Source organism: Kaistia hirudinis (genome assembly GCF_014196455.1).
Taxonomy (GTDB): domain Bacteria; phylum Pseudomonadota; class Alphaproteobacteria; order Rhizobiales; family Kaistiaceae; genus Kaistia; species Kaistia hirudinis.
Genome location: NZ_JACIDS010000002.1, coordinates 739,352 through 764,221, shown reverse-complemented (window position 1 = coordinate 764,221; position 24,870 = coordinate 739,352). Strand labels below are relative to the sequence as shown.

At 67.0% G+C, this 24,870-nt stretch carries 30 protein-coding genes; 7 read left to right on the top strand and 23 right to left on the bottom strand.

Translation table 11 applies throughout. The annotated features are described in order from the left end of the window. Positions 1–3: 3 nt before the first annotated feature. Both GGR25_RS08665 and GGR25_RS08660 read right to left on the bottom strand, forming a co-directional pair. Entirely contained in the window at positions 4–948 is a 945-nt protein-coding gene (locus tag GGR25_RS08665; RefSeq protein WP_183398338.1) for a peptidoglycan-binding domain-containing protein, read from the bottom strand. Next, on the bottom strand, positions 941–2,695 hold the full coding sequence (locus GGR25_RS08660) for a PAS domain-containing sensor histidine kinase (protein WP_183398337.1): 1,755 nt from the start codon (positions 2,693–2,695) through the stop codon (positions 941–943). Before GGR25_RS08660 ends, GGR25_RS08665 begins: the two co-directional genes overlap by 8 nt. Positions 2,696–2,949: 254 nt before the next feature. Here GGR25_RS08660 and GGR25_RS08655 point away from each other — a divergent pair, with 254 nt between their 5' ends. Next, the gene (locus GGR25_RS08655; RefSeq protein ID WP_210299854.1) at positions 2,950–3,300 is read left to right on the top strand and encodes a DUF5330 domain-containing protein; all 351 of its coding nucleotides are present in this window, start codon (positions 2,950–2,952) and stop codon (positions 3,298–3,300) included. A gap of 118 nt (positions 3,301–3,418) precedes the next feature. Then, positions 3,419–3,865, top strand: a complete 447-nt coding sequence (locus GGR25_RS08650) for a SufE family protein (RefSeq protein WP_380146348.1) — start codon at positions 3,419–3,421, stop codon at positions 3,863–3,865. On the opposite strand, the gene GGR25_RS08645 is transcribed toward GGR25_RS08650, so the two are convergent. From GGR25_RS08645 to GGR25_RS08585, 14 genes are all read right to left on the bottom strand, one after another. After that, entirely contained in the window at positions 3,866–4,654 is a 789-nt protein-coding gene (locus GGR25_RS08645) for a DUF6456 domain-containing protein (protein WP_183398335.1), read from the bottom strand. It lies immediately after the preceding gene. After that, positions 4,651–4,944, bottom strand: a complete 294-nt coding sequence (locus GGR25_RS08640; protein WP_183398334.1) for a helix-turn-helix domain-containing protein — start codon at positions 4,942–4,944, stop codon at positions 4,651–4,653. Before GGR25_RS08640 ends, GGR25_RS08645 begins: the two co-directional genes overlap by 4 nt. A 195-nt stretch (positions 4,945–5,139) precedes the next feature. Continuing rightward, positions 5,140–5,760 carry a hypothetical protein gene (locus tag GGR25_RS08635; RefSeq protein WP_183398333.1) on the bottom strand — a complete coding sequence of 207 codons (621 nt, stop codon included), beginning with the start codon at positions 5,758–5,760 and terminating at the stop codon, positions 5,140–5,142. Between the two features lie 140 nt (positions 5,761–5,900). Further along, complete coding sequence (locus GGR25_RS08630) at positions 5,901–6,314, bottom strand: Ros/MucR family transcriptional regulator (protein WP_183398332.1); 414 nt, start codon at positions 6,312–6,314, stop codon at positions 5,901–5,903. A gap of 266 nt (positions 6,315–6,580) precedes the next feature. Then, the gene (locus tag GGR25_RS08625; RefSeq protein ID WP_183398331.1) at positions 6,581–8,263 is read right to left on the bottom strand and encodes a proton-conducting transporter transmembrane domain-containing protein; all 1,683 of its coding nucleotides are present in this window, start codon (positions 8,261–8,263) and stop codon (positions 6,581–6,583) included. Then, a complete protein-coding gene (locus GGR25_RS08620) occupies positions 8,256–8,501 on the bottom strand; it encodes a hypothetical protein (protein ID WP_183398330.1) in 246 nt (81 codons plus the stop codon). The genes GGR25_RS08625 and GGR25_RS08620 overlap by 8 nt, the downstream gene beginning before the upstream one ends. Before the next feature lie 14 nt (positions 8,502–8,515). Next, on the bottom strand, positions 8,516–9,970 hold the full coding sequence (locus tag GGR25_RS08615) for a proton-conducting transporter transmembrane domain-containing protein (RefSeq protein WP_210299892.1): 1,455 nt from the start codon (positions 9,968–9,970) through the stop codon (positions 8,516–8,518). 5 nt (positions 9,971–9,975) lie between these two features. Continuing rightward, positions 9,976–11,469, bottom strand: a complete 1,494-nt coding sequence (locus tag GGR25_RS24565; RefSeq protein ID WP_210299853.1) for a monovalent cation/H+ antiporter subunit D family protein — start codon at positions 11,467–11,469, stop codon at positions 9,976–9,978. Then, a complete protein-coding gene (locus tag GGR25_RS08610; protein ID WP_183398328.1) occupies positions 11,466–11,849 on the bottom strand; it encodes a cation:proton antiporter subunit C in 384 nt (127 codons plus the stop codon). Before GGR25_RS08610 ends, GGR25_RS24565 begins: the two co-directional genes overlap by 4 nt. Continuing rightward, positions 11,846–12,265: a Na(+)/H(+) antiporter subunit B gene (locus GGR25_RS08605; protein ID WP_183398327.1), complete on the bottom strand. Its 420-nt coding sequence runs from the start codon at positions 12,263–12,265 to the stop codon at positions 11,846–11,848. Before GGR25_RS08605 ends, GGR25_RS08610 begins: the two co-directional genes overlap by 4 nt. A 2-nt stretch (positions 12,266–12,267) precedes the next feature. Then, complete coding sequence (locus tag GGR25_RS08600; protein WP_183398326.1) at positions 12,268–12,822, bottom strand: DUF4040 domain-containing protein; 555 nt, start codon at positions 12,820–12,822, stop codon at positions 12,268–12,270. Next, positions 12,819–13,208, bottom strand: a complete 390-nt coding sequence (gene mnhG, locus GGR25_RS08595) for a monovalent cation/H(+) antiporter subunit G (protein WP_183398325.1) — start codon at positions 13,206–13,208, stop codon at positions 12,819–12,821. Before mnhG ends, GGR25_RS08600 begins: the two co-directional genes overlap by 4 nt. Next, positions 13,205–13,480, bottom strand: a complete 276-nt coding sequence (locus tag GGR25_RS08590; protein WP_183398324.1) for an MrpF/PhaF family protein — start codon at positions 13,478–13,480, stop codon at positions 13,205–13,207. The genes mnhG and GGR25_RS08590 overlap by 4 nt, the downstream gene beginning before the upstream one ends. Continuing rightward, positions 13,477–13,962 carry a Na+/H+ antiporter subunit E gene (locus GGR25_RS08585; protein ID WP_183398323.1) on the bottom strand — a complete coding sequence of 162 codons (486 nt, stop codon included), beginning with the start codon at positions 13,960–13,962 and terminating at the stop codon, positions 13,477–13,479. The genes GGR25_RS08590 and GGR25_RS08585 overlap by 4 nt, the downstream gene beginning before the upstream one ends. Before the next feature lie 250 nt (positions 13,963–14,212). Here GGR25_RS08585 and GGR25_RS08580 point away from each other — a divergent pair, with 250 nt between their 5' ends. Both GGR25_RS08580 and GGR25_RS08575 read left to right on the top strand, forming a co-directional pair. After that, a complete protein-coding gene (locus GGR25_RS08580) occupies positions 14,213–16,285 on the top strand; it encodes a S9 family peptidase (protein WP_183398322.1) in 2,073 nt (690 codons plus the stop codon). 99 nt (positions 16,286–16,384) lie between these two features. Next, on the top strand, positions 16,385–16,750 hold the full coding sequence (locus GGR25_RS08575) for a hypothetical protein (protein ID WP_183398321.1): 366 nt from the start codon (positions 16,385–16,387) through the stop codon (positions 16,748–16,750). Between the two features lie 12 nt (positions 16,751–16,762). On the opposite strand, the gene GGR25_RS08570 is transcribed toward GGR25_RS08575, so the two are convergent. After that, positions 16,763–17,446, bottom strand: coding sequence for an HAD family hydrolase (locus tag GGR25_RS08570; RefSeq protein WP_183398320.1), 684 nt, complete (start codon positions 17,444–17,446; stop codon positions 16,763–16,765). Between the two features lie 79 nt (positions 17,447–17,525). Next, the gene (locus GGR25_RS08565; RefSeq protein WP_183398319.1) at positions 17,526–18,125 is read right to left on the bottom strand and encodes a superoxide dismutase; all 600 of its coding nucleotides are present in this window, start codon (positions 18,123–18,125) and stop codon (positions 17,526–17,528) included. A 294-nt stretch (positions 18,126–18,419) separates the two neighbouring features. Here GGR25_RS08565 and GGR25_RS08560 point away from each other — a divergent pair, with 294 nt between their 5' ends. Both GGR25_RS08560 and GGR25_RS08555 read left to right on the top strand, forming a co-directional pair. Further along, on the top strand, positions 18,420–18,860 hold the full coding sequence (locus GGR25_RS08560) for a c-type cytochrome (protein ID WP_183398318.1): 441 nt from the start codon (positions 18,420–18,422) through the stop codon (positions 18,858–18,860). A gap of 39 nt (positions 18,861–18,899) precedes the next feature. Beyond that, entirely contained in the window at positions 18,900–19,787 is an 888-nt protein-coding gene (locus GGR25_RS08555; protein ID WP_380146350.1) for a c-type cytochrome, read from the top strand. 9 nt (positions 19,788–19,796) lie between these two features. Here GGR25_RS08555 and GGR25_RS08550 read toward each other — a convergent pair whose 3' ends face one another. The 5 genes from GGR25_RS08550 to GGR25_RS08530 all read right to left on the bottom strand — a co-directional run bounded on the left by GGR25_RS08550 (position 19,797) and on the right by GGR25_RS08530 (position 24,180). Then, positions 19,797–20,375, bottom strand: coding sequence for an LOG family protein (locus GGR25_RS08550; protein ID WP_183398317.1), 579 nt, complete (start codon positions 20,373–20,375; stop codon positions 19,797–19,799). Next, a complete protein-coding gene (locus GGR25_RS08545; protein WP_183398316.1) occupies positions 20,372–21,769 on the bottom strand; it encodes a M20/M25/M40 family metallo-hydrolase in 1,398 nt (465 codons plus the stop codon). The genes GGR25_RS08550 and GGR25_RS08545 overlap by 4 nt, the downstream gene beginning before the upstream one ends. A 103-nt stretch (positions 21,770–21,872) precedes the next feature. Beyond that, positions 21,873–22,286 (bottom strand): type II toxin-antitoxin system VapC family toxin, encoded by a 414-nt coding sequence (locus GGR25_RS08540; RefSeq protein ID WP_210299852.1) that lies wholly within the window; start codon positions 22,284–22,286, stop codon positions 21,873–21,875. Next, positions 22,283–22,519 (bottom strand): type II toxin-antitoxin system VapB family antitoxin, encoded by a 237-nt coding sequence (locus GGR25_RS08535; RefSeq protein ID WP_183398315.1) that lies wholly within the window; start codon positions 22,517–22,519, stop codon positions 22,283–22,285. Before GGR25_RS08535 ends, GGR25_RS08540 begins: the two co-directional genes overlap by 4 nt. A gap of 65 nt (positions 22,520–22,584) precedes the next feature. Then, positions 22,585–24,180, bottom strand: coding sequence for a helicase HerA-like C-terminal domain-containing protein (locus tag GGR25_RS08530; RefSeq protein WP_183398649.1), 1,596 nt, complete (start codon positions 24,178–24,180; stop codon positions 22,585–22,587). 193 nt (positions 24,181–24,373) lie between these two features. Here GGR25_RS08530 and GGR25_RS08525 point away from each other — a divergent pair, with 193 nt between their 5' ends. Beyond that, entirely contained in the window at positions 24,374–24,781 is a 408-nt protein-coding gene (locus tag GGR25_RS08525) for a DUF4332 domain-containing protein (protein WP_183398314.1), read from the top strand. Positions 24,782–24,870 lie beyond the last annotated feature (89 nt).

The following is a 24,870-nucleotide window of genomic DNA, read 5'->3' as shown; positions in this document are numbered from 1 at the left end:
GCGTCAGCCGGGCGGCATCGCGCCGATCATGACGAGCTTCGCGGCAAGCGCGTCGCTCACACGACCGGTCTGCGGCAGCCGGTTGTCGGCCTCGAAATGGCGAATGGCGGCGGCTGTCTTGTCGCCGTCGACCCCATCCTCCGGGATCGGCCCGTAGCCGATCTCGTTCAGCGCCTTCTGCACGCGCTTCAAGCGTGAATCGCCGACCGAGCCCGTAGACTGCGGCTCGATCGCAGCCGGATAGCCCTTGCGGATCTGCTGCAGCAGGCGCGGACTCGGCTGGCCGGTGGGGATCAGGCCGATCTTCATTTCGAAGCTCGAAATCGCCGATTTAGTCTGCGGCCCGAGGATGCCGTCCACCGGTCCATCATAGAGGCGCGAATCAAGGAGCGCGCGCTGCGTGTCCGCGATGAGCCCGGGCGCGCCGGCGGGCAGCGCCGTCGCGGGGGCGGATGCCGTCGTATTGCGCGCCGGGGCGGCCGTCTTGATGGCGGGCGCCGCGCTCGGCTTGGCGCGCGGCCGGGCGGGAGCCGGCGCGGCGACAGCCGACGTCTGCCGATCGCCGGCGCTGGTGTCGGCGGCTGGTGCGTCCGGGATCGCCTGCTGCTCGGCGGTCGGGAGCGGCGGCATGGGAGGTGTTGTCTCGGACGTGGTCGCCTGTGGCGCCTCGCTCGCTGGTGGCGTGGCCAGCTTGGTCGCGGGATGCGCCGGAGCCGCCGCCGTGCCGTCGGAGCGCGTCACGAAGAACGGATCCGGATGATGCGCCGTCTGGAAATAGGCCGCATTGGTGATGATCGCCCCGGAGATCAGGGCCATGGCGGCAAACCCGCCGGAGCGAACCGGGTTCTCGATCACGAGGTCCGCGAGGCGGCCGAACAGGCCATCGGACTCCGTGTAGACATCGGCATGGCGCGACAGCGGGCGGGAACGGCGGCGAGCGTCAGGCAATCTTGCGCTCCCTCTCGTCGAACCGGCCGACCGGCTGGAGGGCCACTACATCCGCCGGAAGACGGACGGTGACCGTGGTGCCCTGGCCGAGCGTGCTGGCGATCGACAGCGTGCCGCCATGCAGGGCGACCAGCCCCTTCACGACGGAGAGGCCGAGCCCCGTCCCCTCATAGCGACGGCCATAGCTCGCATCGACCTGAACGAAGGGCGTGCCGATGCGCGGCAGGTCGGCCGCCGGAATGCCGATCCCGTCATCGGCAACCTCGATCAAGAAGCTGCCCCGCTCCAGCCGTGCGGCGACGCTGACGCGCCCGCCGGGCTCGGTGAACTTGATGGCGTTCGAAAGGAGGTTGAGCAGGATCTGGCGGCATGCCCGCCGGTCCGCGAGAATGTCCGGGAGATTCGTGCCGATCCGGCGCGCGATGCGCAGCTGGCGCGCGGCGATCTGCTGCGAGAGCATCTCGACGGCGGAATCGACGACCGATCCGAGCGGAAAGCGCTCGCGCGTCAGATCGATGCCGCCGGCCTCGATCTTCGACATGTCGAGGATCGCGTTGACCACCTCGAGCAGGTGCTCCCCCGAGGCATGGATGAGGCGGGCATAATCATGATGCCGCTCGGCGCCCGCCCGTCCCGCCAGTTCCTCGCGCAGGATGTCGGAGAAGCCGATGATCGCGTTGAGCGGCGTGCGCAGCTCATGGCTCATATTGGCCAGGAACTGATCCTTGGCGCGGCTCGCCTGCTCGGCGTCGCCCCGCGCGCCTTCGAACGCCGCCTCGGCGTCCTTGCGCTGCGTGATGTCGCGCGTGACGGCGACCAGCATGCGCCGTCCATCGACGGGATCGACCGCCGGCCGGCAGCGCATCTCCAGCCAGGAATAGGTCGCCCGCGAGCCCGGCTCGCCGCGGCGCACGCGGAACTCGACAGACATCGACCGACCGGTGCGATCGGCCTCGGAGAAGGCCTGCAGAAAGGCCGGCCGGTCGGCGACCTGGACGCGCTCGAACAGGCCGCGGCCTTCGAGCTCCGCCGGGGCGCAGCCGGTCAGGGTGCGGGCGGACGGCGAGGCGAACTCGACATCGCCGGAAAGATCATGCCGGGTGATGAGGTCGGTCGCATTGTCGGCGAGCAGGCGATAGCGCCCCTCGCCGTCTCGCATGCGCTGCTCGGCGTCGGCATGGCGGGCGTGGAGGCGCAGAGCGAGGCTGGCGGCATAGAGAAGTGCCCCGCCCGCGACGACGAGCGTCAGCGCGCGATCCGGCACGCGCAGGTTCGGCAGCAGGCCTCCGAAATCGACGAGCGCGACAGCCGCGAGCGCGGCGCCGGCCACGAGAGCCGACACGGCCGTGATCCGCTTCGAGCCGGCAAGCGCGGCCTCGGCGGGGATCACCGCGAACCAGAGGATGACGGGCGAAGCGAGCCCGCCGGTCAGCGTGGCGACATAGGCCAGGAAGCCGGCGAGCGCGGCGCTCGACAGAAACTGCGCGGCGGCCAGACGGCCCGTGCGCGAAAGGAAGAACGCGATCGGCAGCGGCGCGGCCAGCCAGAGGAATGCGATCGCCGCGGCGAGCGAGGGGCGTCCGGCGACGGCGAGGAAGGCGGTCAGCGCGAGAAGGGCCAGGAGCCCAGCGGCGAGATGACTGGCGATGAAGTCGCGATGGCGGCGCGCCTCATGCACGTCTGCGACCACCGTCTCGTGCACGAGACCGTCGAGGTTCCGCCAGAGCGGGTCGAGGGAGTTCGTCAAACGCAACACGACAGGCGACGCCCAGTTCCAGCCTCAGGCAACACGCTCAGGCAACACGCCGGAATTCAAATTCCGGATGCAGCCATCATGCCCCTCGCGGCTTAAGGAACGCTGAAGGGGGCGGCGTCCCGGCAATCGCTAAAATTCTATCGATCGGCTGAACCGACGTTTCAATTCCTGGCGCTACAACCTGCGACGAGATCACGGCAATCCGTGACAGCAGCGACGTGTTTCTGCGTACCGAAGGTCAAGCCATGTTCATTCTGCGGGCCGCTTTCTGGTTGTGTCTTGTGGTTTTCCTGATCCCGGGCGATCCGGCCAACGGCAAGCCTGCGCCGGCGGCCGTCGCGATCGCCGCGCTTCAATCCGTGCGTGGCGCGATTGCCGATGTCGCGGGCCTTTGCGAGCGCCAGCCGGATGTCTGCAGCAACGGCATGGCGGCGCTACAGGCCGTCGCGGCCAAGGCTCGCGTCGGCGCCGCGCTGTTCGAGGCGGCCGTCGAGGGCGGCAACCATGGACCGGCCGGCGAAGCGGCACGCGGAACGCTGCGGCTCGAAGATCTCGGCCCCACATGGCGTGCGCCGGCTCCCGGCCGCGACGCCTGATCCTTGTTTCCCGGCGTGCCTTGCCGGGCGCCGCGGGCGTCCCTGCCCTTTTCGCCCGCGGCGCTTTTGTCTTCACGATCCGCCGCCAACGGTTTCGTTCCCTCAGCGCGGACGCTATATGTCCGCCATGACCGCTCCGGAAACCGTCCCCGCCCTCGCCCAGATCCTCGAGGATTTCGCTTTTCTCGATGATTGGGAAGACCGCTATCGGTACCTGATCGAGCTCGGCCGCGCGCTCGAACCGCTGCCGGAAGAGGCCCATAACGAAGCGAACCGCGTCCATGGCTGCGCCAGCCAGGTCTGGCTCCAGACGAGGCTCCGCCCCGAGGCCGATGGGACGCATATCGATCTCGTCGGCGACAGCGATGCGCTGATCGTGCGCGGCCTCGTGGCGCTGGCGATTGCGATATTTTCGGGCCGGACGACCGCCGAGATCGTCGCGACCGATGCCGAGGCGGTCTTCGCGCAGCTGGGGCTGCGCGAACACCTGACCGCGCAGCGCTCGAACGGATTGCGGTCCATGGTCAAGCGCATCAAGGACGAGGCAGCCGCCGTCGCCACCTGATCAGCCGGCGTCGCGGCGCAGCGTCTCGCTCCCCCGCCGCGGCGGACCGACCGCCTCGCGCGAGAAGCCATAATGGCGTGCAAGCGCCGAGAGGCCGAGTTGCAGGACGAGACGGGCCGAGCGTTTCGGCCAGCCCCGCTCCCGCTCGATGGCCTCGATGCCCTTCAGGAAGCAGCAGAAATCCAGCACCGTGCCGGACAGTTCCGGGCCGAGCGCGGTCATGGCGCGCTCGACGCGGATTCGGGCGGCGAGCGCCGCATCGGTCAGTTCGCCCATGCCGCCCGCCGCACCGCTGCGGCGGCCGGCCGGCGCGCCGAGATTCCAGTTCGCCGTCACCCGCGGCATCATCTGCCCGCGCGTGAAATCGGCGCGCAGCCGCTCCCCGGCCTCATAGGCGACGTCGTCGATCATCGGCTCGCCGTCGCGCCCCTTCCGCGCCCGCATCCAGGAGAGCGGGCTCTCGCCGAGATCGACGGAAACCCAGCGCTCGTCGGCGCCATCCCCGACCTTCGCGTGACCGCGGAGCTGGTGCTGCCCGTCGACGGCGCCGCCATTCGCCACCAGGCGTCGGGCAAGGCTGCGGCCCGGCTCGGAAAGCCGCCAATGGCCCTCGCCATCCTCCCGCAATGCCCCGCTCGCGCGGAGCCGCCGGAAGAGCGTTGCCGCCACCGGCGTCGCCTCGCCGCCGGAATCCGATCGCAACAGCACGATATCCCCGGTTACGACCAGGTAGCGTCCGAGGCCGGCGAGGCGCCGGACCAGCTTCATTTCGTCCGATGGCGTCTTCATGCGGCGCGTTCCCGCCCGGCCGCAGGGCCGATCCGGGCACTGACGGCACGATCGAGCTGTTCCACCAACCTGTCCGTCCGCACCCCGTCACGCGCTTCCTCGATCCGGCGACACGCATAGGCCGCCGTGGTCCGATCCCGTCCGAAGATCCGTCCGGCCTCGGTGAAGGTTACCCCGAAGCGCGTGCAGGCCAGATAGATCGCGACATGCCGTGCAAAGGCTGTCCGCGCATCGCCGCGCCCCTTTCGGGCGATGCGGCCCGGATCCACGGACAGCGTGCCGCCGATCATCTCGGCCAGCACCGTTCCCAGCCTTCGCGCAAACTGATCGCGCTCCCCATGGCTCCCCCGCGGTCGCCGCCCATTTGGTCCGCCAACCATTCGAATCTCCCCGACTCAACGCATACGCTAACACATAGGAATTTCTTCCTATGGTAGCGTAAGGCAGTTTCGGAAGGCGGGGATAGATTTCTTTGACCCGTCTGCTCAGTACCAGGGCCGGGTCGGCGGAAGCGGCGGAATGCGGTCCGTGGTGGTGACCGGGACCGCCAGGCTCCGCACCGGCGGCGCCGTCTTCCGGGCCTGTGTGACGGCGGGAACGTCGGTCGAGCGGATCGTGATCGTGCCGTCGCCGAAGGAGAAGCGCTTCAGGAGCCAGCGGCTCGAGGGCTTCACATAGACGAGTTCGAAGGCCAGCTTGAAGCTCGGTGTCGGCACCTCGCCGGCCAGCCTCAGTTCGCCGTCCGGGGACAGCGAAGGCGGCTCCGACAGCTCCGCATCCGCGATCGCGGCGAAGCCGAAATCACGCTGCTTCGCCCGCCAGGGCGCGAAGAGAGTGGCCAGCGCCTCGACGGGCAATACAGCAGCGGTTTCGGGGGTCATCAGCCCGCGCAGCAGGGCGTATTCGCCCGTTGCGTTCGAGAGGTTCGTGCCGATCAGCGTCGAGCGGAGCAGGATGGCCTCGGCGGGGCCAAAGGGAAGCCGGCGCTCCACCGTCGCCGGCTCAGCGGATTGGGCGGCGGCGGTGACCATCCCGCCGCACGTGGCGAGCACCACCAGCGCATAGCCTACACCCAGCCAAGCGAACCGGTTCGATCGACCAGCCATGGTCTCGCCCGTTGCTTACACCCAGCCTGTCCAGACATCAGGATACTGCGAAGGGCAACAACACGCCAATCATCCCCTGCCCCAAAACAAAAGGGCCCGGAAAACCGGGCCCTTCGCAATACAAGCAGCAGAATAAGAGATCAGCGGCGCTTGCGCTGCTGGCCGAGGCCCATCTTCTTGGCCAGCTCGGAACGCGCGGCAGCGTAGTTCGGCGCAACCATCGGATAGTCCGCCGGCAGGCCCCACTTCTCGCGATATTCTTCCGGGGAGAGGTCGTAATGCGTGCGCAGGTGGCGCTTCAGCGACTTGAACTTCTTCCCGTCCTCGAGGCAGATGATGAAGTCCGGGAAGACCGACTTCTTCGGATTGACTGCGGGCTTGAGCGGCTCGGGCTCGACCTCGACGACACCGCCGTGGGTGCGGCTGAGAGCCTGGAATACTTCCGAAATCAGCCCCGGCAGGTCATGTGCCGAGATCGAATTATTGCTGACGTAAGCGGAAACGATATCCGCCGTCAGATCGATCAGATCGGTGCTAGGGGTTTTATCACTCATCACGATACCTTACCTCGGTCGTTGTTCGTTGAGACTGTTGCGGTGATTCCACAAAATGCAGTCAGCCTGTCAAAGCTGCGGCTTCTTCGAGCGCAACTCACAGCCACCTGCAACCACGCTGATTCCGTTATTGGTCAGTTTCTATATAGACCTGATTATCTGAATACAAGTGCCGATCTGCCTATGCTTGAACATTGAGCGGCGATGGATCGCGGCGATTCGTCTCGCCACTAACTTTCCCGCATCATATGCGTGAACAGTCGGCATCATACCGCCGCGACGAGTAGTGCGAGGCCGAGCAAGGCCGTCGCTGCCAGCGCGATATCGCCGGTCCGCCAGTTCCCGGCCTCGAGCAGGCGGACCGCCCAAACCGGAAAACGCTCGCCAATTCCGGATCTTGCCGTTGTTAGCACGGGCTCGAAGAAGCCCTGCAGCTGCTTGCGCGCGCGGATCAGGCGGCCCAGCACCGCAGCCGGAAGCTCGCGCCACAGCCAGTCGAAATCAATCGTAATGCGTGACTTCGGCGCAAGTAGTTTCAGCAACACTCCGAAACAAATCCCGGCTGCGACGATAAGCTGAAGTTGGAACAGAATATGATCTGCGCTGAGCACCTTAACGGCCCCGATGGGCGGCGCAAGGCGGGCGAGCAGCGCCGGAGAGAAGCCGATGGCAAGATTGAACGCCGCCATGACGAGCATGGCGAGCTTCATAGAGACCGGCAGTGGCGCGACGGTGTCGGGCGCCTTCCCGTTCACGAGCGCGAAGAAGGGCAGCCTCAGACCGGCATAGAGGAACGAGCCGGCCGACACGGCTGTCAGGAGGAACCAGGCGAGGGCAGCATGGTCATCGGCCAGCGCGGCCATGATCGCCGATTTCGAGACGAACCCGGCCGTGAAGGGAACGGCGGCGAGCGAAAAGCCGCCGACCACCATGGCTGCGGCGGTCACCGGCATCAGCTTTGCCAGGCCGCCGAGCGCGGACAGGCGGATCTCGCCCGTGGCGCGCAGTATGGCGCCCGCCGCCATCATCAGCAGTGACTTGTAGAGGATATGGACGAAGGCATGCGCCGCCGCGGCGGCGAGCGCGTGCTCGGAGCCGATCCCGACGGCGACCAGCATGAAGCCGACCTGTCCGACGATCGAATAGGACAGCATGCGGCGGATGTCGTTCTCGATCAGCGCATAGACGAGCGCATAGATCGCCATGAAGAGACCGATCGGGACGAGCACCGCCTCGCCGGGAAACAGGCGGATCAGAACATAGACCGCCGCCTTGGTCGTGAAGGCCGAGAGGAAGACGGCGCCGGACCAGGATGCGCGCGGATAGGCGTCGGCGACCCAGGCAGAGACCGGCGGCGCACCGGCATTCACGAGGATGCCGGCGAGCAGCAGCCAGCTTCCGGGCGAACCGGCCTGGAACACCCGGAGCGCAAGGCCGCCGGGCTCGGCGGCAACGATGCCGAGGCCCGCGAAGAAGAGAATGCCGCCGAAGACATGCATCAGCGCGTAGCGGAGGGCGGCCTGGCTCGCTCCCCCGGCCAGGACGACGAGGGTCGAGCCGATCGCCATGAGCTCCCAATAGACGAAGAGCGTGGCGAGGTCGCCCGCGAAGGCGACGCCCATGGCGGCGCCAGCATAGAGCAGCGCCGCCGCGCGCTCCATCGTGCTGCGCCGGTCGAGCGCGAACAGCACGCCCGCCGCCGCGGCGAGCGCGAAGGCGGTTCCGAAGAGCCGCGCCAGCCAATCCGAGGCAACAGGGTGAAGCTGCAGGCCGAGCCACTGCAAGGGGACCGAGGTGCCTTCCGGGACGAGCCAGACCAGCGCGAGGGCCGCCAACGGCGCAAGCAGCGCGAGCGCATCCTGCACCACGCCGCGACGAAAAAGCAGGACGGCCAAACTCCCGACGATGAGCGGATAGGCGGGAGACATCGCGGCGAGCGCGTCAGTCATCGCGGCGCCCTCCGCGCACGGCGGCAAGGCTTGCCCAGCCGAGTGCCAGCGCGACGAAGAACACCGCCGACGCGAAGCCGTACCAGGCCGCGAAGCCGGGTGTGCCGTCGATGCCGAAGGCGCCGTGATGCTCGACGAAGAAATCCACCCCGACGAGAACGAGCAAGACGACGACGGCTATGGCGAGGACGCGCCGCCGCCGGGGCTCGATCGCAAGGATGCCGCGTGGCGTTGCCATGGCTAACTCCGGGGTCAGACGCCGACCATCGCGCGGGCGAGCCGCAGCGGAATGTCGGGCAGCAGGAAGAGCAGGATGGTGCCGGCGGCGGTTGCCGTGAGCGCCACGACCATCGCCAGCGGCGCCTCACGGACCGGCCCGTTCGCCGGCTTCATGAAGGCGCGGAAGATGATCGGCAGGAAGTAGGCGGCGTTGAGGACCGTCGAGACGATGATCACGCCAACCGCGAACCAGTTGGCGGCGCCCCCCGCCGCGCCGAGCATGAACCATTTGCCGAGGAAGCCGGCGGTCGGCGGCAGGCCGATCATCGACAGCGCGCCGATCGTGAAGGCCGCCATCGTCCAGGGCATGCGCCGGCCGATGCCGTCCATGGCGCTGACCTTGGTGACGTGCTCGGCCGTGTAGACCGAGCCGGCCGCGAAGAAGAGCGTGATCTTGGAAACGGCATGCGCGGCGATGTGCAGCGCCGCGCCGATCACGGCGAGCGGCGTCGCCAGCGCGGCCGCCATGACGATGTAGGAGAGCTGGCTCACCGTCGAATAGGCGAGCCGCCGCTTCAGGTCATCCGCACTGAGCGCGACAAAGGAGGCGGCGATGATCGTGAAGCCGGCCACATAGACCAGCCAGGCCGAGGAGCCGGTGGTCTGCAGCGTCTCGATCCCGAAGACGGAGACGACGACCTTCAGGATCGTGAACACGCCCGCCTTCACGACCGCGACGGCGTGCAGGAGCGCGGAAACCGGCGTCGGCGCCACCATGGCATTCGGCAGCCAGCGATGCAGCGGCATGACCGCAGCCTTGGCGGCACCGAAGACATAGAGGCCCAGCAGGACCGCCATCGCCTCCGGCCCGACGCGGCCCGCGAGGAAGCCTCCGGGCGCAAAATCGAGCGTGCCCGAGATGGCATAGGTCCAGATGATTGCCGGCAGCAGCAGGATCATCGAGGCGCCGATCAGCGTCAGCAGGTAAATGCGGCCGGCGCGCATCGCCTCGCGCGAGCGCTTGAGCGTCACCAGCGGATAGGTCGAGAGCGAGAGGATCTCGTAGAACAGGAACAGCGTCAGCAGGTTGCCGGCGAGCGCGAGGCCCATGGTCGCGAAGATCGCGATCGCGAAGCAGGCATAGAAGGTCGTCTGCCGCGGCTCATCATTCCCGCGCATATAGCCGATGGAATAGACGGAATTCGCGACCCAGAGCGTCGCCGCAATTGCCGTGAACAGCATGCCGAGCGGATCGACATGGAGCGCGATCGAGAGCCCGGGCGCCAGATGCGCCAGTTCGAGCGCTGGCCGCGCCCCCGCGAGGACGCCCGTCAGCAGATCGACGACCACGATGAACAGCGCCAGCGCGGCGACCAGCGTCGCGGCTTCGCGCAGATTCGGATGACGGGCGAGCGCGATGATCGCGAGCGCCGCCAGCGCCGGAATGACAAGGGCGAGCGCCAGGGACGCTTCGCCGGAGAGGAGCATGCCGGTCATGGCAGCGCCCCCTTCGAAACGCCGAGCAGCGCCTTCGCCGCGCTGCTCGCAAGCTCGACGGGAAAGCCGGCGTCGAGGCCGAACCAGATCGTGAGGGCCGCGAGCACGAGCGTCGGCGCCAGCAGGCTGAGGGGCACCGCCTGCGCCTCCAGCGAGCGCTTCGCGGGCTCGCGGAACCAGATCACTTCGAGGATCCGCCCGACATAGAGCACGGCCAGCACCGAGCTCGCGACGATCAGGATGGCGAGCCAGAGCCGCCCGGCCTCGATGGCGCCGAGGACGAGATACCATTTCGACACGAAACCGCTCGTGCCGGGCACGCCGATCAGCGCGAGCCCGGCGACGGTGAGCGCGCCGGCCGCCACCGGCATGGTGCGTCCGATGCCGGCGAGTTCGTCGAGCTTGGAGGACCCCGCGCTGATCAGGATCGCGCCGATCGCCATGAAGGCGGCGCCCTTCATCAGCGCGTGGTTCATGATGTGCAGGAAGGCCCCGGTCACGCCGGCCTCGTTGGCGATGGCGAGGCCGAGTGTGATGTAGCCGATCTGCGCGACGGAGGAGAAGGCGAGCAGCCGCTTGATGTCGTTCTGGAAGATCGCGGCAAGCGAGGCCGCGAACATGGCGAGCAGCGACAGCGCCATGAGGGCGTCGGCGACCGAGATCGGCCCGACGCTGCGCTGGATGCCGAAGACGGCGAAGAGATAGCGCGCCAGCAGATAGACCGCGACCTTGGTTGCCGTCGAGGCGAGCAGCGCCGTCGCGGAGGACGGCGCATAGGCATAGGCGTTCGGCAGCCAGGCGTGCAGCGGGAAGAGCGCCAGCTTCAGCGCGATGCCGACGACGATGAACGCCTCTGCGGCGATCAACGCGCGCGGGCTGGTGATCTCCGGCAGGCGCTCGACGATGAGGCCGAAGTTCAGCGTGCCGGTCGACAGATATAGCAGCCCGACGCCGATCACATAGAAGGTCGCGCCGATCGTGCCGACGATCAGATATTGGTAGGCCGCGAGCAGCGCGCGGCGGTCCCGCCCGAGCGCGATCAGCGTATAGGTCGAGAGCGAGGAGATCTCGAGGAAGACGAAGATGTTGAACGCATCGCCGCTCGCCGCCATGCCGAGCAGGCCGGCGAGGCAGATGAGCATCATCGTATAGTACCAGGCGACGCGCTCCGGGATGATCTCGACCGTAACGCTGCGGCGGGCATAGACGATGGCGGCGACGCCCATGGCCGCGACCAGCAGCAGGATCGGCGCGCTGACGGCGTCGATCCGGTATTCGATGCCGAGCGCCGGATCCCAGCCGCCGATCCGGTAGCTGATCGGCCCGCCCGCCATCACCTGGCCGGCGAGGGCCGCCGCGGCGGCCAACGTCGCGATACTTGCCACCAGCGCGATCCAGAACGCGGCCTCGTTGTGGCGCGACAGCGCGGCGAGCAGGCCGCCGAACAGCGGCAGCAGAACCACGAGGACCGGGAGATGGGCGGCGATCATTCGTCCCGCTCCACCCGCACGGCATCCTCACGCGCCAGGATCTCGTCCTCCTCGATCGTACCGAACGCTTCGCGGATGCGGACGACGAGGGCGAGGCCGAGCGCCAGCGTGCCGATGCCGACCACGATCGCCGTCAGGATCAGGACATGCGGCAGCGGATGGGCATAGACCTCGAAGGCGGGATCGATGATCGGCGCGGTGCCGCCGACGATCTTTCCCGGCAGGATGAAGAGCAGATAGACCGACGACTGGAACAGCGACAGGCCGACGAGCTTCTTCACCATGTTGCCGCGGGCGATGACCACGTAGAGCCCGGCCACCATGAGGAAGATGGTGACGCCGCGCGTCGCGAGCGCGATCAGCGGATCGATCAGCGTCATGCGCGTCTCCGGCCGGCGAAGGCGTAGAAGATGCCGACCATGCTGGAGAAGACGGTAACGAAGACGCCCGCCTCGACGAGAAAAACGCCCCATTCCTGGCCGTGCACCGCGTCGTGGGCGAGATGGTTGTAGCCGAGGAAATTCTCGCCGGTGAACATGCCGGCGACGCCGACAAGCGCGTAGATCAGCACGCCGGCCGGGATCAGCCGTTCGAGGACCGCGTCGGGGACGATACGTCGCGCCGCGGCGAGGCCGTTGATCAGCCCATAGAGGATGATCGCCGCCGCCGCGATGACGCCGGCCTGAAAGCCGCCGCCGGGCCCATAGTCCCCGTGGAACTGCACATAGAGGGCGAACAGGAGCAGCGGCGCCAGGATGAATTTGGTGGTGACGCGGAGGACGACGTCGAGCCGCATGGTCAGCCCTTCCCGTCGCTGCGGCGGCGCGCAAACAGCGCGAGAACGCCGATGGCCGCGGTGAAGACCACCGCCGTCTCGCCGAGCGTATCGAAGCCGCGATAGCTGGCAAGCACCGAGCTGACGACGTTCTGGATTCCCGTCTCGGGTATCGAACGGTCGAGATAGTCGGCGCCCTTGGTATGGATGGGCTGGTCGGCAGAGCCGAATTCGGGCAGATCGCTGAGGCCCCAGATCAGAACCCCTGCCGTGACCACGGCAACCAGCATCGGCGCCAGACGCCGTGCGCGGCCCGTCGCCTCCTTGACGTCCGTCAGATAGAGCGCGCCGAGGAAGAGAACCGTCGAAATGCCCGCGCCGACGGAGGCCTCTGTCATGGCGACATCGACCGCGTCGAGCACGATGAACAGCGTCGCCATCAGGAAGGAATAGGCGCCCAGCATGATCACGACCGCGAAGAGGCCGCGCACGCGCACGATCCCGAACGCGATCACCGCCAGCAGCAGAAGCAGCACCAGCGTGATGATCGGCTCCAGAAATTCGGCGGAGATCGTCATGCCTTGCCCCTCCCCTTGCGCGGCGGGGCCGCATGGGCCGCGACCTTCCTCGTGGCGCGCGCGGCGACCTGCTTGCGGGTTGTGGGCGAACCAGGCTTCAGGCCGGCCTGCAGAGCGGCGGCCGCCAATGCGTGGGTCGCGACCGGCCCCATGAACAGCATGAACATGAGAAGGAAGACGAGCTTCACCGTGACGAGCGAAAAGCCGCCATGGATCATCAATCCGATCAGGATCAGCCCGACGCCGGTCGTATCGGCCAGCGACGCGGCGTGGATGCGCGAGAAGAGCTCGGGCATGCGGTGCATGCCGATCGCGCCGATCAGGAAGAACGCCGCGCCGGCCGCCAGAAAAAGCCCGCCCACGATATCGCGCGCGATCTCGATCATGTCCCGTCCTCCGCGCCCGCGCCGAGCGAGCCGGAGCGGTAGAACTTCAGCACCGCGAAGGTCCCGACATAGTTGAGCAGCGCATAGGTGAGCCCGAGATCGAGAAACTCCGGCCTCTCGGTCAGGAAGCCGAACAGCGCCAGCAGCACGATCGCGGCATTGCCGATCGAGTTCGCGGCGAGCAGGCGATCGAAGGTCGTCGGGCCGCGCAGGACGCGGACGACGAGCAGAGCGACCGCGACGAGAACGGCGAGGAGCGCGCCGGCGATCATGCCGACCGACCTTCGAAGGCTTGGATACGGCGGTCCATCTCGCCCTCCTCGACGCCCTTCCGGCCGTCCGCCGTCAAAGCGTGCACGCTCAGCACGCCGCGCTCGCGGTCGATGCCGACCGTGACCGTGCCCGGCGTCAGCGTGATCGAATTGGCGTAGGTGGCGATGCCGACGGCGGTCTTCGGACCGCATTTCACCTCGAACAGGCGCGGCGCGATCGGCAGGCGCGGATCGATCACCACACGCGCGACCTGGAGGGAGGAGCGGATGATTTCGAGGGCGAGCCAGGGCCAGTAGCCGAAGCCGGCGGGAAGCCTTTCGACCGGGTGACCCTCCCCGTCCGCAAAGCCGAGCGCCCGCCCCGCCAGCGCAAGCACCACCGAGACGATGGCGCCCGCTCCGACGAGCCAGAGCGTATAATGGCCCGACAGGAGCAACCAGAAGGCAAAGAGAAAGAGCGCGAGGCTCACCGTCCGCAGCATTGGTCGCTCTCTCCTTCCCTTCGTTCATTCCCACGATTCGGCACATGACAAGAAAAGCACGGTCAAGCGAGTTTCCCAAGCAAAACCGGGACTTGCGCTGAATTCATCGTTCGGACCGCCCCGCCGGCGACGGCTCCGGACGCGCCCCTGTGCCGGATGCTCCTTGAAGCTGGAGCCCGATATGGGCAAATGAAGGACCCGGCCCGGCGGCCGTTGCCGCCCCTTCCTTCTCCCCGTGGAGCCCCTGCCCTTGAAACCTCCCGTTGCCGCCAAGCGACCCCTCGTCTCGCAGCACCATGGCGTGACGATCACCGACGACTATGCCTGGCTGCGCGCCGCCAACTGGCAGGAGGTGATGCGCGCGCCGGAGACGCTCGATCCCGCAATTCGCGCGCATCTCGACGCCGAGAACGCCTATACGGCCGCCGAGATGGCCGACACCGAGGCGCTGCAGGCGGCGCTCTTCAAGGAGATGCGCGCGCGCATCAAGGAGGATGATTCCTCCGTCCCGGCGCCCGACGGCCCCTATGCCTATGCGAGCCGCTACACCGAGGGCGCACAGCATCCGCTGATCGTGCGCACGCCCCGCGACGGTGGGCCGGAGACCATCCTGATCGATGCCGACGCGATGGCGAAGGGGCTCGCCTATTTCGATCTCGGCGGGGCGGACCACAGCCCGGATCACAGGCTGATCGCCTGGTCGTTCGACGATCGCGGCTCGGAGTCCTACACGATCCGCATCCGCGAGGCCGATACGGGTCACGATCTCGACGACCGGATCGAAGGCACGACGGGCGGCTCGGTCTGGGCCGCGGATGGGCGTACGCTGTTCTACACCGTGCTCGACGACAACCACCGGCCCTGCAAGCTGCTGCGCCATGTCGTCGGCACGCCGGCGAGCGCAGACGTGCTCGTCTATGAGGAGACGGATCCGGGGTTCTTCCTCGGCGTCGGCCAGACGCAGTCGGCGCGTTTCGTTCTAATTGAGACGCATGACCACGAGACGGCGGAGGTCCATCTCATCGACGCCGCCGATCCGACCGCCGCGCCGCGCCTCGTCGCGGAGCGCAAGACGGGCGAGGAATATGACGTCGACCACAATGGCGACCGGCTCTACATCCTGACCAATGCGGACGGCGCCGAGGATTTCAAGATCGTCACCGCACCGGTCGCCGCGCCCGGCCGCGAGAACTGGATCGACCTCGTGCCGCACCAGCCGGGCACGCTGATCCTCGGCCTGACCCTCTACAAGGACTTCATGGTGCGCCTCGAGCGCTTCGCCGGCCTGCCGCGGATCGTCATCCGCGCGCTCGCCAGCGGCGAGGAGCATGCGATCGCCTTCGACGAGGAGGCCTATTCGCTCGGCCTCGGCGATGGCTACGAATTCGACACGACGAATCTGCGCTTCACCTATTCCTCGATGACGACGCCGGCGCGGGTCTATGACTACGACATGGCGACGCGCACCCGCGTCCTGCGCAAGGAACAGGAAGTGCCGTCGGGGCACGACCCGGACGCTTATGTGACGCGTCGCGTGTTCGCGCCGGCCGGCGATGGCGAGACGGTTCCGGTGTCGCTGCTCTATCGCAAGGATACGCCGCTCGACGGCTCGGCACCGCTGCTGCTCTACGGCTACGGCGCCTATGGCATCACCATCCCCGCCTCCTTCTCGACGACGCGGCTCTCGCTGGTCGATCGCGGCTTCGTCTATGCCATCGCCCATATCCGCGGCGGCAAGGACAAGGGCTATCGCTGGTACCGGGAAGGCCGACGCGAGAAGAAGGTCAACTCCTTCAAGGATTTCGTCGCGGCCGGCGAATATCTCGCGCGGGAAGGCTTCACGGCGCGCGGCAAGATCGTCGCCTGGGGCGGTTCGGCCGGCGGCATGCTGATGGGCGCCGTCGCCAACATGGCGCCGGACCTCTTCGGCGGCATCATCGCCGAGGTCCCCTTCGTCGACGTGCTCAACACCATGCTCGACGACACGCTGCCGCTGACGCCGCCCGAATGGCCCGAATGGGGCAACCCGATCGAGAGCGCGGCCGATTTCGCGACGATCGCGGCCTATTCGCCCTATGACAATGTCACGGCCCAGGCCTATCCGCCGATCCTCGCCATCGGCGGGCTGACCGATCCGCGCGTCACCTATTGGGAACCGGCGAAATGGGTGGCGAAGCTGCGCGAGACGAAGACCGGCGACGCGCTCTTGCTGCTCAAGACCAATATGGACGCCGGCCATGGCGGCGCCTCCGGCCGGTTCGACAGCCTGAAGGAGACGGCCTTCGCCACCGCCTTCGCGCTGAAGGTCGCCGGCAGGGGCTGACCGCGGCGCGCACATCTTGACGCAGCCGGACACCTTCTGCGGCGTTATACTGTGCAGGAGGCGGGAAACCCGCCTCGTCGCCACAGGGAGGTCTCGCAGATGGGCGAGCGGATGAGGAAGTCGGCGCGAAGCGCAGCCATGGCGGCGGCGGTCGCGGCGGTCGCGGTTCTGGCCAGCGTTCCGGCTGCGGAAGCGCAGGTCGGGTTCGGCATGAGCTTCGGCGGTACCAATCTGAGCCAGGGCGATTGCCGCGCGCTCGCCGCCAAAGTCGGGCCGAACAAGGTCTGGTTCTCGCGCTTCTCGGGCTCGCAGCCCGACCCGTGGGATCGCGGCCTCTGGAGCGCCTGGGGCATCGGCTGCTTCAGGACCTACAAGGAATGCAAGGCCTGGCTCTACAACTCCCAGACCGCCTATCCGCGCCTGATGGATTTCACCTTCTGCAAGCAGGGCCTGCCGGCACGCTGACAGCGTGACCGATCAGCGCCCGCCCGCTGCGGCCGTGACCAGCGGCACCACATCGGCCAGTGTCGCGAGGATACGGCGCGGCAGTGGGACTTCCGCCGGCCAGGGCGATTCCTGGTTTTCCAGCCAGGCCGCCGGCATGCCGGCGGCTTCGGCGCCGATGATGTCGACGCGCGGATTGTCGCCGACATAGAGGCAGGCGCCCTCGGCCTCGCCAATCCGGCTTGCGGCACGCAGGAAGATCTCGGCATCCGGCTTGCTCACGCCCTCGATCGACGAGATCAGGATGACCTCGAAGAACGGCCGCAGGCCGATCGAATCCAGCTTGCCGTACTGGACCTCGGCGACACCATTGGTGATGACGCCGAGCTTCACGCCGAGGCCATGGAGCGTCTCGACGGCCGGCTTTGCCTCCGGCCTGAGCGTCGCGTAGCGCGGATAGAATTCCGTGTAGTCGTCGAGCAGGATCTTCGCCGCGCTCTCCGGCAGGCCGAGCTTTGCCGCCAGTTCCGGATAGACCGTCTTTTTCGGGATGCGCCCGAATTGCTCGACGTCGAGGAAGGTGTCCCTGTACCGATCGAGCGGGACAGCCTCGAGCACCGACGCGCAGCGCGCATGCTGGTCGACGACGAAGGCGCGGATCGCCGGCGCGCGGTCGATCAGCGTCTCGTCGAGGTCGAAGAACACCGCCTGGATCATGGCCGCCTCCCGAAAGCCCATAAAAAAGCCCCTCTCCCGGTCGGGAAAGGGGCCCTTGTCACGTCAGCCGTGCGAAGCCTCAGACGGCCTTCTCATACAGCTCCAGGACGTAGTCCCAGTTGATCAGGCTGTCGACGAACGCCTCGAGATACTTCGGACGTGCGTTGCGGTAGTCGATGTAATAGGAGTGCTCCCACACATCGACGCCGAGGATCGGCGTAGCGCCGTGCACCAGCGGGTTCTCGCCATTCGGGGTCTTGGAGATGGCCAGCTTGCCATCCTTGACCGAAAGCCAGGCCCAGCCGGAGCCGAACTGCGTCGTGCCGGCGGCGATGAAGTCAGCCTTGAACTTGTCGTAGCCGCCGAGGTCGGAATCCACCGCCGCCTGCAGCTTGCCCGGAAGCGACTTGCCGCCGCCGCCCTTCTTCATCCACTTCCAGAAGTGGAGGTGGTTGTAGTGCTGGCCGGCATTGTTGAAGAGGCCGGCATTCTTGCCGTAGCTCTCCTTGACGATGTCTTCGAGGCTCTTGCCCTCGAGGCCCGAGTCCTTCAGCAGGTTGTTGCCGTTGGTGACATAGGCCTGGTGATGCTTGTCGTGGTGGTACTCGAGCGTCTCCTTCGACATGAAGGGCGCGAGCGCCTCGTAGTCATAGGGAAGCGGCGGAAGTTCGAAGGCCATAGCGAGCACTCCTTTGGGCATGCAGTGGGGTCGGACAGCACGACAACGGCCGTCCGGAGGGAAGAGTTCCGCACGCACCATAGGCACCTCGCCGCGCGGGGGCAACGCCCACGGCGTGCCTTCCCACCATCACGCGACCCTCGTCCTGCCGGATCGCGGAACGACAACGAAGACATCGCCGAAATGTGCATCACGGCAGCATCATCTTTGCGTTATTAGAACGGCTCCGACTTGCAAGCGTCACCTTCTACGGGGACAGTCCTGCGGCAGTACTCACCACGGAAGGAATGATCCATGCGAGGAATCTGGGTTGCGGCCGGGCTCGTCATCGCCCTGGCGACAGGCAGCGCCGCGGTCGCAGCATCCGATCTCGGCGCCCAGCGCGAGGCGGATATGAAGGCGATCGGCGGCTCGCTCAAGACCGGCTTCGACATGGTGCAGGGCAAGACCGATTTCGACGCCGCCAAGGCCAAGGCGGCCATGGAGACGATCGTGGCGAAGGCGACGGAGTTCCCGACGCTGTTCCCGGCCGGCTCCGAGAGCGCCGACACCAAGGCCTCGCCCAAGGTCTGGACCGACAAGGCCGATTTCGAGGCCCATGCGGCGAAGCTCGCGAGCGACGCGAAGGCCGCAGCCGCTGCAGCTGATGGAGGTCTGGACGCGTTCAAGCCGGCGATCGGCGCCGTTGCCGCCAATTGCAAGGCCTGTCACCAGACCTACCGCCTCTCCGACTGATCGAGGTTCACCCTGCTTCGCCGGATCGCGCTCGTCATCGTGGCCGCCCTCCTCGTGGGGGCGGCTTCGTTCTGGTTGTTGACCGAGCCGAAGCCGCTTGCGGCCTCGGTCCTTCCCGATCGTGCGGGCGATCCCGTCAAGGGTGAATTGCTGTTCTGGGCCGGCGGCTGCGCCTCCTGCCACGCCGCGCCGGGCTCGAAGGGCGACGACCGACTGAAGCTCGCCGGCGGCGAGCCGATCGTCTCGCCCTTCGGCACCTTCCATGCCCCGAACATCTCGCCCGACAAGGTGCACGGCATCGGCAACTGGTCGACGCTCGACTTCGTCAATGCGATGAAGCGCGGCCTCGGGCCGGACGGCGAGCATCTCTATCCGGCCTTCCCCTACACGTCTTACCAGCGCATGCCGGTCGCCGATCTGGTCGACCTCAAGGCCTATCTCGACACGCTGCCCGCCGACGCGACACCGAACAAGGCGCACGAACTGCCGTTCCCGTTCTCGATCCGGCGCGGAGTCGGCCTCTGGAAGCTGTTCTATCTCGACGGCGAGACCTTCGCGCCCGATCCCTCGAAAAGCGACGAGATCAATCGCGGCGCCTATCTCGTCCAGGGTCCCGGACACTGCAACGAGTGCCACACGCCGCGGAACGCGATCGGCGGTCTCGACCGCTCGCGGGCGCTTGCCGGCGCGCCCGATCCGTCCGGCAAGGGCACCATCCCCAACATAACGCCCGGATCCAGCACCATGGGCGACTGGACGGCAGACGACATCGCCAACTTCCTCGAAACCGGCATGACGCCCGATTTCGATTCGGTCGGTGGAACGATGGTCGAGGTGCAGGAGAACATGGCGAAGCTGCCAGCCTCCGACCGCGCCGCGATCGCGGCCTATCTCAAGGACCTGCCGCCGATCGCCAGCGCGAAATGAGGCGGGCGCTCAGCGCTCGCCGGCCTTGATCCACTTGGCGACCGTGGGCGGCTCATAGGTCGCGAACCGGTCGAGCAGCAAAGCGGGATCGGTCTCGACGATCGCCATCCGGCGATGCTCCGGCTTGACGAAACCTTCCTCGACGGTCTGATCGAGAAAGGCGAGAAGCCGGTCATAATAGCCTTCGATGTCGAGCAATCCGACCGGCTTGCGGTGATAGCCGAGCTGCGCCCAGGTCCAGATCTCGAACACCTCCTCGAAGGTCCCCATGCCGCCCGGCAGCGCGACGAAGGCGCCCGAAAGGTCCGCCATCATCGCCTTGCGCTGGTGCATCGATTCGACGATGTGGAGTTCGCTCAGCCCTTCATGGGCGATCTCCTTGTCGCGGAGCGCCCGCGGCAGCACGCCGATCGCCCGGCCGCCGGCGCCGAGCGTCGCATCGGCGACGGCGCCCATCAGCCCGACCTTCGAGCCGCCATAGACGAGTTCGTCGCCGCGCGCGGCGATCGCCCGTCCGAGCGCCAGTGCCGCCTCGCGATATTGCGGACGGACGCCCTCGCTGGAGCCACAGAATACGCAGACCTTCAAGAACGGCCTCCTTCGGCAAGGGCCGCGAGGATGCGCGCCCAGGAACGGATGCCGCCATGATAGGAGGCGACATCGTATTTCTCATTCGGCGAATGGATGCGGTCGTCGTCATGCGCGAAGCCGACCATCAAGGCGTCGAGCCCGAGCACGCGGGCGAAATCGCCGGCGACGGGGATCGAACCGCCCGAGCCGATCAGGAGGCAGGGTTTGCCCCATTCCTCGGCCAGCGCGGCCTGGGTTTTCACGAGCGCCGCCCCATCGATCGGCAGGCGAACGCCCGGCGAGCCGCCATGCGGAACGAATTCGACGGAGCAATCGGCAGGGATCTTCGAACGCACATAGTCGCGGAACGCCGCGCGGATCGCCTCCGGATCCTGCTTGTCGACGAGACGGAACGAGACCTTCGCGAAGGCCTTCGACGCGATCACGGTTTTGAAGCCGTTGCCGGTATAGCCGCCCGAAATGCCGTTGATCTCGCAGGTCGGCCGCGCCCAGAGCTGCTCCAGCACCGAGCGTCCGGCCTCGCCGGCGGGAACGGACAGCCCGACCTCGCCGAGGAAGGCGTCCGGATCGAAGCCGGTATTCTCCCACTGCTTGCGGATCGCCTCGGGCAGCTCGCCGACGCCGTCATAGAAGCCCGGCAGCGTCACGCGGCCGGTTTCATCGCGCAGCCCGTCAAGGATCGAGACGAGGACCTGGATCGGATTGCGCGCCGCGCCGCCATAGAGGCCGGAATGCAGATCGCGCGACGCGGCCGTGATGATGATCTCTTCGCCGACCAGCCCGCGCAGCATGGTGGTCATGGCCGGCGTGGACTTGTCCCACATGCCGGTGTCGCAGATGAAGGCGACATCGGCCTTCAGCTCGTCGCGGTTCGCCTCCATGAAGGGGACGAGGTTCTTGCCGCCCGATTCCTCCTCGCCCTCCAGCATGACGGAGACGGGGATTGGCAATTCGCCGGTGACCGCCTTCCAGGCGCGGAACGCCTCGACGAAGGTCATCAGCTGGCCCTTGTCGTCGGAGGTGCCGCGGCCGACGATCTGCTTCTTGCCATCGGGCGCTGTCACGATCTTCGGTTCGAACGGCGCCGCATGCCACAGCGCGATCGGATCGACCGGCTGCACGTCGTAATGGCCGTAGAAGAGCGCGTGCGGACCGGCACCGCCGGAGGCATGGCCGACCACCATGGGATGGCCGGGCGTCGGACGGACCGCAGCGTCGAAGCCGATGGCGCCGAGCGCGTCGGCGAGCCACTCGGCCGCCTCGACGCAGCGTCCCGCATAGGCCGGATCGGTGGAGATGCTCTCGATCTCGACAAGGCGGAAGAGCCGCTCGAGGCTCTCGTCCAGATGCGTATCGATATAGGCGAGGACGTCGGCGAGACGGTCGGACAAGGCTGGCTCCTTGCGGACGAATGGGTGGGAGGCGCGTCCTGCTGATACGCTCCCGACCGCATAAAAGGAAGATGGCGGCAAACGCTATGGATCGCCGGAGCGCTCAGGAGGATGCGACGGCGGAGCGGATGTCCGTATGGACGAAGTCATCGCCCTTGAAGAGCAAGGCGGCCCCGCGCGATTTCGCCATCGCATAGGCGAAGCAATCGCCCATGTTCAATTGCGCCGGATGGCCTCGGCCTTTGCCGTAGAGGGCGAAGGCCTCCAGCGCGCCTTTGGCTGTCGTGGGATGGATCGGCACGACTTCGATGCCGGCCGCATCCAAGACGCTGTCGACGTCGCTCTGTGCTTCGGCCAGGGTCGAGCTTCGCACCCGACGAACGCCGAGAACCGCCTCGAAGATGGCGATGGGCGACGTAAAGGCGGCCGCCGAGCCATCGAGCGCGTCGGCGAGCACGGCAGCATCGGGCTCACCGACGATCATTGCCACCAGGGCGGAGGCATCGACGAATATCATTCGTCGTACAGCGAATCGTAGAACGCCTTGTCGGCCGCCTGGCCCGTGGGCTTTCGAGCCCGAACACGGTCCTGGATCGGCTTCAAACGCTCCCGCAGCGGAAGCTCGCTCGGGGGCCTTCGAAGCTCGTTCTCCAGCGCGTGGCGTACGGCGTCGGTCTTGCTGACGCCCCTGATCTGCGCCAGCTTGGTGGCGAGCCGGTTGACTTCCTCGTCGCGGATGTTCAGCGGCATGACGACCTCGCTGTGTAGACAGCCACAGGATAGTGTCTACACAGCCTCGTCACAACCACGCTCCGCTAGTTGCCGCGGAAGATTCCGCCGAGCATGCCGCGGACGATCGCGCGACCGATCGAACCGCCCATCTTTCCGCCCGAAGGCCCGGCGATCGTTTCACCGATCGACTTGCCGACATTGGCGACGACCTGGCCGGCGACATTGTTCGTGACCGTCCGCGTCACCTGACGCGCCACGCGCTGCGTCGCGGTCAAGCGCTCGCCGCGCTTACGGTTGGTTCCGAGCACCGAGCCGAGGATCGTGCCGAGGTCGATGCCGCCGCCCTGCGCGGCGTCGCCGCCGGACGTGCCGCCATTCGCTGGCGCCGCATCGCCGCCCGCCTGGGCGCCGAGGATTTCATACGCGGACTCGCGATCGACCGTCTTGTCATAGGCGAGCGCAACGGGACTGGTCGCCATGATCCGCGCCCGCTCGGCGTCGGTGACGGGGCCGATGCGCGAGGATGGCGGACGGATCCAGGTCCGCTCGACCATGCTCGGGACGCCCTTCGGCTCGAGCGTCGAGACCAGCGCCTCGCCGACGGCCAGCTGCGTGATCGCGTCCATCGTCGAGAAGGCGGGGTTGGGCCTGAACGTATCGGCCGCGACCTTCACCGCCTTCTGGTCGCGCGGCGTATAGGCGCGCAGCGCGTGCTGCACGCGATTGCCGAGCTGGCCGAGCACCGTGTCGGGCACGTCGAGCGGGTTCTGCGTCACGAAATAGACGCCGACACCCTTGGAACGGATCAGGCGCACGACCTGCTGGATGCGGTCGAGCAGCGGCTTCGGCGCCTCGTCGAACAGGAGATGCGCCTCGTCGAAGAAGAAGACGAGCCGCGGCTTGTCCGGGTCGCCGACCTCGGGCAGTTGCTCGAACAGTTCCGACATCAGCCAGAGCAGGAAGGTCGCGTAGAGCCGCGGCGACGACATCAACTGGTCAGCGGCCAGCACGCTGACCATGCCGCGCCCGTCCACCGTGGTGCGCATGATGTCTTTGATCTCCAGCGCCGGCTCGCCGAAGAAGGCATCGCCGCCCTGGTTTTCGAGCAGGAGCAGGCCGCGCTGGACGGCGCCGACCGACGCCTTGGTGACGTTGCCGTACTTGGCCGAAACCGTGTCCGCATTGTCCGCGAGGTAATTGAGGATCGCGCGGAGGTCCTTCATGTCCAAGAGCAGCCAGCCATTCTCGTCCGCGATGCGAAAGGCGATGGTGAGCACGCCCTCCTGCACCTCGTTGAGCTGCATCAGCCGCGAGAGAAGCAGCGGCCCCATCTCGCTGATCGTGGTGCGGATCGGATGCCCGGCCTTGCCGAACAGGTCCCAGAAAATCACCGGGCAGGCGCTGAACTTGTATTCGTCCGCGAAGCCGATCTGCGCGGCCCGCTTGGCCAGGAAATCCTTCGGCTCACCCGGTTCGGCAATGCCGGAGAGATCACCCTTGATGTCGGCGCAGAAGACCGGCACGCCGGCATCGGAGAAGCCCTGCGCGAGCACCTGCAGCGTGACGGTCTTGCCCGTGCCGGTCGCGCCGGTGACCAGACCGTGCCGGTTGGCGAGCGGCAGAAGGAGATATTCCGGCTTCTCGCTCGTCCCGAGATAGACCTTGTCGGCTTGAAGCATCGGCATGCGTTCTTGAACCCATTGTACAGTCGAAGCGAGACCCCGCGATCTCCCGAACCTACAGGACCACATGTTCGAAGCACAAACATGGCAGCCCCTTGCCGATCACCGGCCTTGCCAGGATCATCGCGCCGTTGGAACATCTGCGCCAGACTTCCCGCCACTTTGAGTCCCGGACAAAGGAGATAAGAAATTGTCCTATCCGATCATAGACATCGAAGGTATCGGCCCGGCCTATGCCGAGAAGCTGAAGGCTGCGGGAATCAGCACGACCGATGGGTTGCTCGACGCCGCGAAGGATCCGAAGGGCCGCAAGGCGCTCGCCGAGAAGACGGGGCTCGACGAATCCCGCATTCTCAAATGGGCGAACATGTCCGACCTGATGCGCATCAAGGGCGTGGCGGAGGAATATTCCGAACTGCTCGAAGCGGCCGGCGTCGACACCGTCAAGGAGCTCAAGACGCGCCGCTCCGACAATCTGCATGCCAAGATGGCCGAGGTGAACGAGGCCAGGAAGCTCGTCCGCCAGCTTCCGTCCGAGAAGCAGGTCGCGGACTGGGTTGAGCAGGCGAAGAGCCTTCCGCCGGTCCTCACCTACTGACGAGGCCGGCCCGGCGCTCCTGAATCAGCCGCGACGCGATGGCGATTGCGGCGGGTTCGGCGCGGCGCCTATAACCGCAGCCATGACCT

Bases quoted from the DNA above. Each gene is read 5' to 3' on its own strand.
- GGR25_RS08655 (WP_210299854.1), top strand. From the start codon at position 2,950: ATGTTCATTCTGCGGGCCGCTTTCTGGTTGTGTCTTGTGGTTTTCCTG.
- GGR25_RS08650 (WP_380146348.1), top strand. From the start codon at position 3,419: ATGTCCGCCATGACCGCTCCGGAAACCGTCCCCGCCCTCGCCCAGATC.
- GGR25_RS08645 (WP_183398335.1), bottom strand. From the start codon at position 4,654: ATGAAGACGCCATCGGACGAAATGAAGCTGGTCCGGCGCCTCGCCGGC.
- GGR25_RS08640 (WP_183398334.1), bottom strand. From the start codon at position 4,944: ATGATCGGCGGCACGCTGTCCGTGGATCCGGGCCGCATCGCCCGAAAG.
- GGR25_RS08635 (WP_183398333.1), bottom strand. From the start codon at position 5,760: ATGGCTGGTCGATCGAACCGGTTCGCTTGGCTGGGTGTAGGCTATGCG.
- GGR25_RS08630 (WP_183398332.1), bottom strand. From the start codon at position 6,314: ATGAGTGATAAAACCCCTAGCACCGATCTGATCGATCTGACGGCGGAT.
- GGR25_RS08625 (WP_183398331.1), bottom strand. From the start codon at position 8,263: ATGACTGACGCGCTCGCCGCGATGTCTCCCGCCTATCCGCTCATCGTC.
- GGR25_RS08620 (WP_183398330.1), bottom strand. From the start codon at position 8,501: ATGGCAACGCCACGCGGCATCCTTGCGATCGAGCCCCGGCGGCGGCGC.
- GGR25_RS08615 (WP_210299892.1), bottom strand. From the start codon at position 9,970: ATGCTCCTCTCCGGCGAAGCGTCCCTGGCGCTCGCCCTTGTCATTCCG.
- GGR25_RS24565 (WP_210299853.1), bottom strand. From the start codon at position 11,469: ATGATCGCCGCCCATCTCCCGGTCCTCGTGGTTCTGCTGCCGCTGTTC.
- GGR25_RS08610 (WP_183398328.1), bottom strand. From the start codon at position 11,849: ATGACGCTGATCGATCCGCTGATCGCGCTCGCGACGCGCGGCGTCACC.
- GGR25_RS08605 (WP_183398327.1), bottom strand. From the start codon at position 12,265: ATGCGGCTCGACGTCGTCCTCCGCGTCACCACCAAATTCATCCTGGCG.
- GGR25_RS08600 (WP_183398326.1), bottom strand. From the start codon at position 12,822: ATGACGATCTCCGCCGAATTTCTGGAGCCGATCATCACGCTGGTGCTG.
- mnhG (WP_183398325.1), bottom strand. From the start codon at position 13,208: ATGATCGAGATCGCGCGCGATATCGTGGGCGGGCTTTTTCTGGCGGCC.
- GGR25_RS08590 (WP_183398324.1), bottom strand. From the start codon at position 13,480: ATGATCGCCGGCGCGCTCCTCGCCGTTCTCGTCGCGGTCGCTCTGCTC.
- GGR25_RS08585 (WP_183398323.1), bottom strand. From the start codon at position 13,962: ATGCTGCGGACGGTGAGCCTCGCGCTCTTTCTCTTTGCCTTCTGGTTG.
- GGR25_RS08575 (WP_183398321.1), top strand. From the start codon at position 16,385: ATGGGCGAGCGGATGAGGAAGTCGGCGCGAAGCGCAGCCATGGCGGCG.
- GGR25_RS08570 (WP_183398320.1), bottom strand. From the start codon at position 17,446: ATGATCCAGGCGGTGTTCTTCGACCTCGACGAGACGCTGATCGACCGC.
- GGR25_RS08565 (WP_183398319.1), bottom strand. From the start codon at position 18,125: ATGGCCTTCGAACTTCCGCCGCTTCCCTATGACTACGAGGCGCTCGCG.
- GGR25_RS08560 (WP_183398318.1), top strand. From the start codon at position 18,420: ATGCGAGGAATCTGGGTTGCGGCCGGGCTCGTCATCGCCCTGGCGACA.
- GGR25_RS08540 (WP_210299852.1), bottom strand. From the start codon at position 22,286: ATGATATTCGTCGATGCCTCCGCCCTGGTGGCAATGATCGTCGGTGAG.
- GGR25_RS08535 (WP_183398315.1), bottom strand. From the start codon at position 22,519: ATGCCGCTGAACATCCGCGACGAGGAAGTCAACCGGCTCGCCACCAAG.
- GGR25_RS08530 (WP_183398649.1), bottom strand. From the start codon at position 24,180: ATGCTTCAAGCCGACAAGGTCTATCTCGGGACGAGCGAGAAGCCGGAA.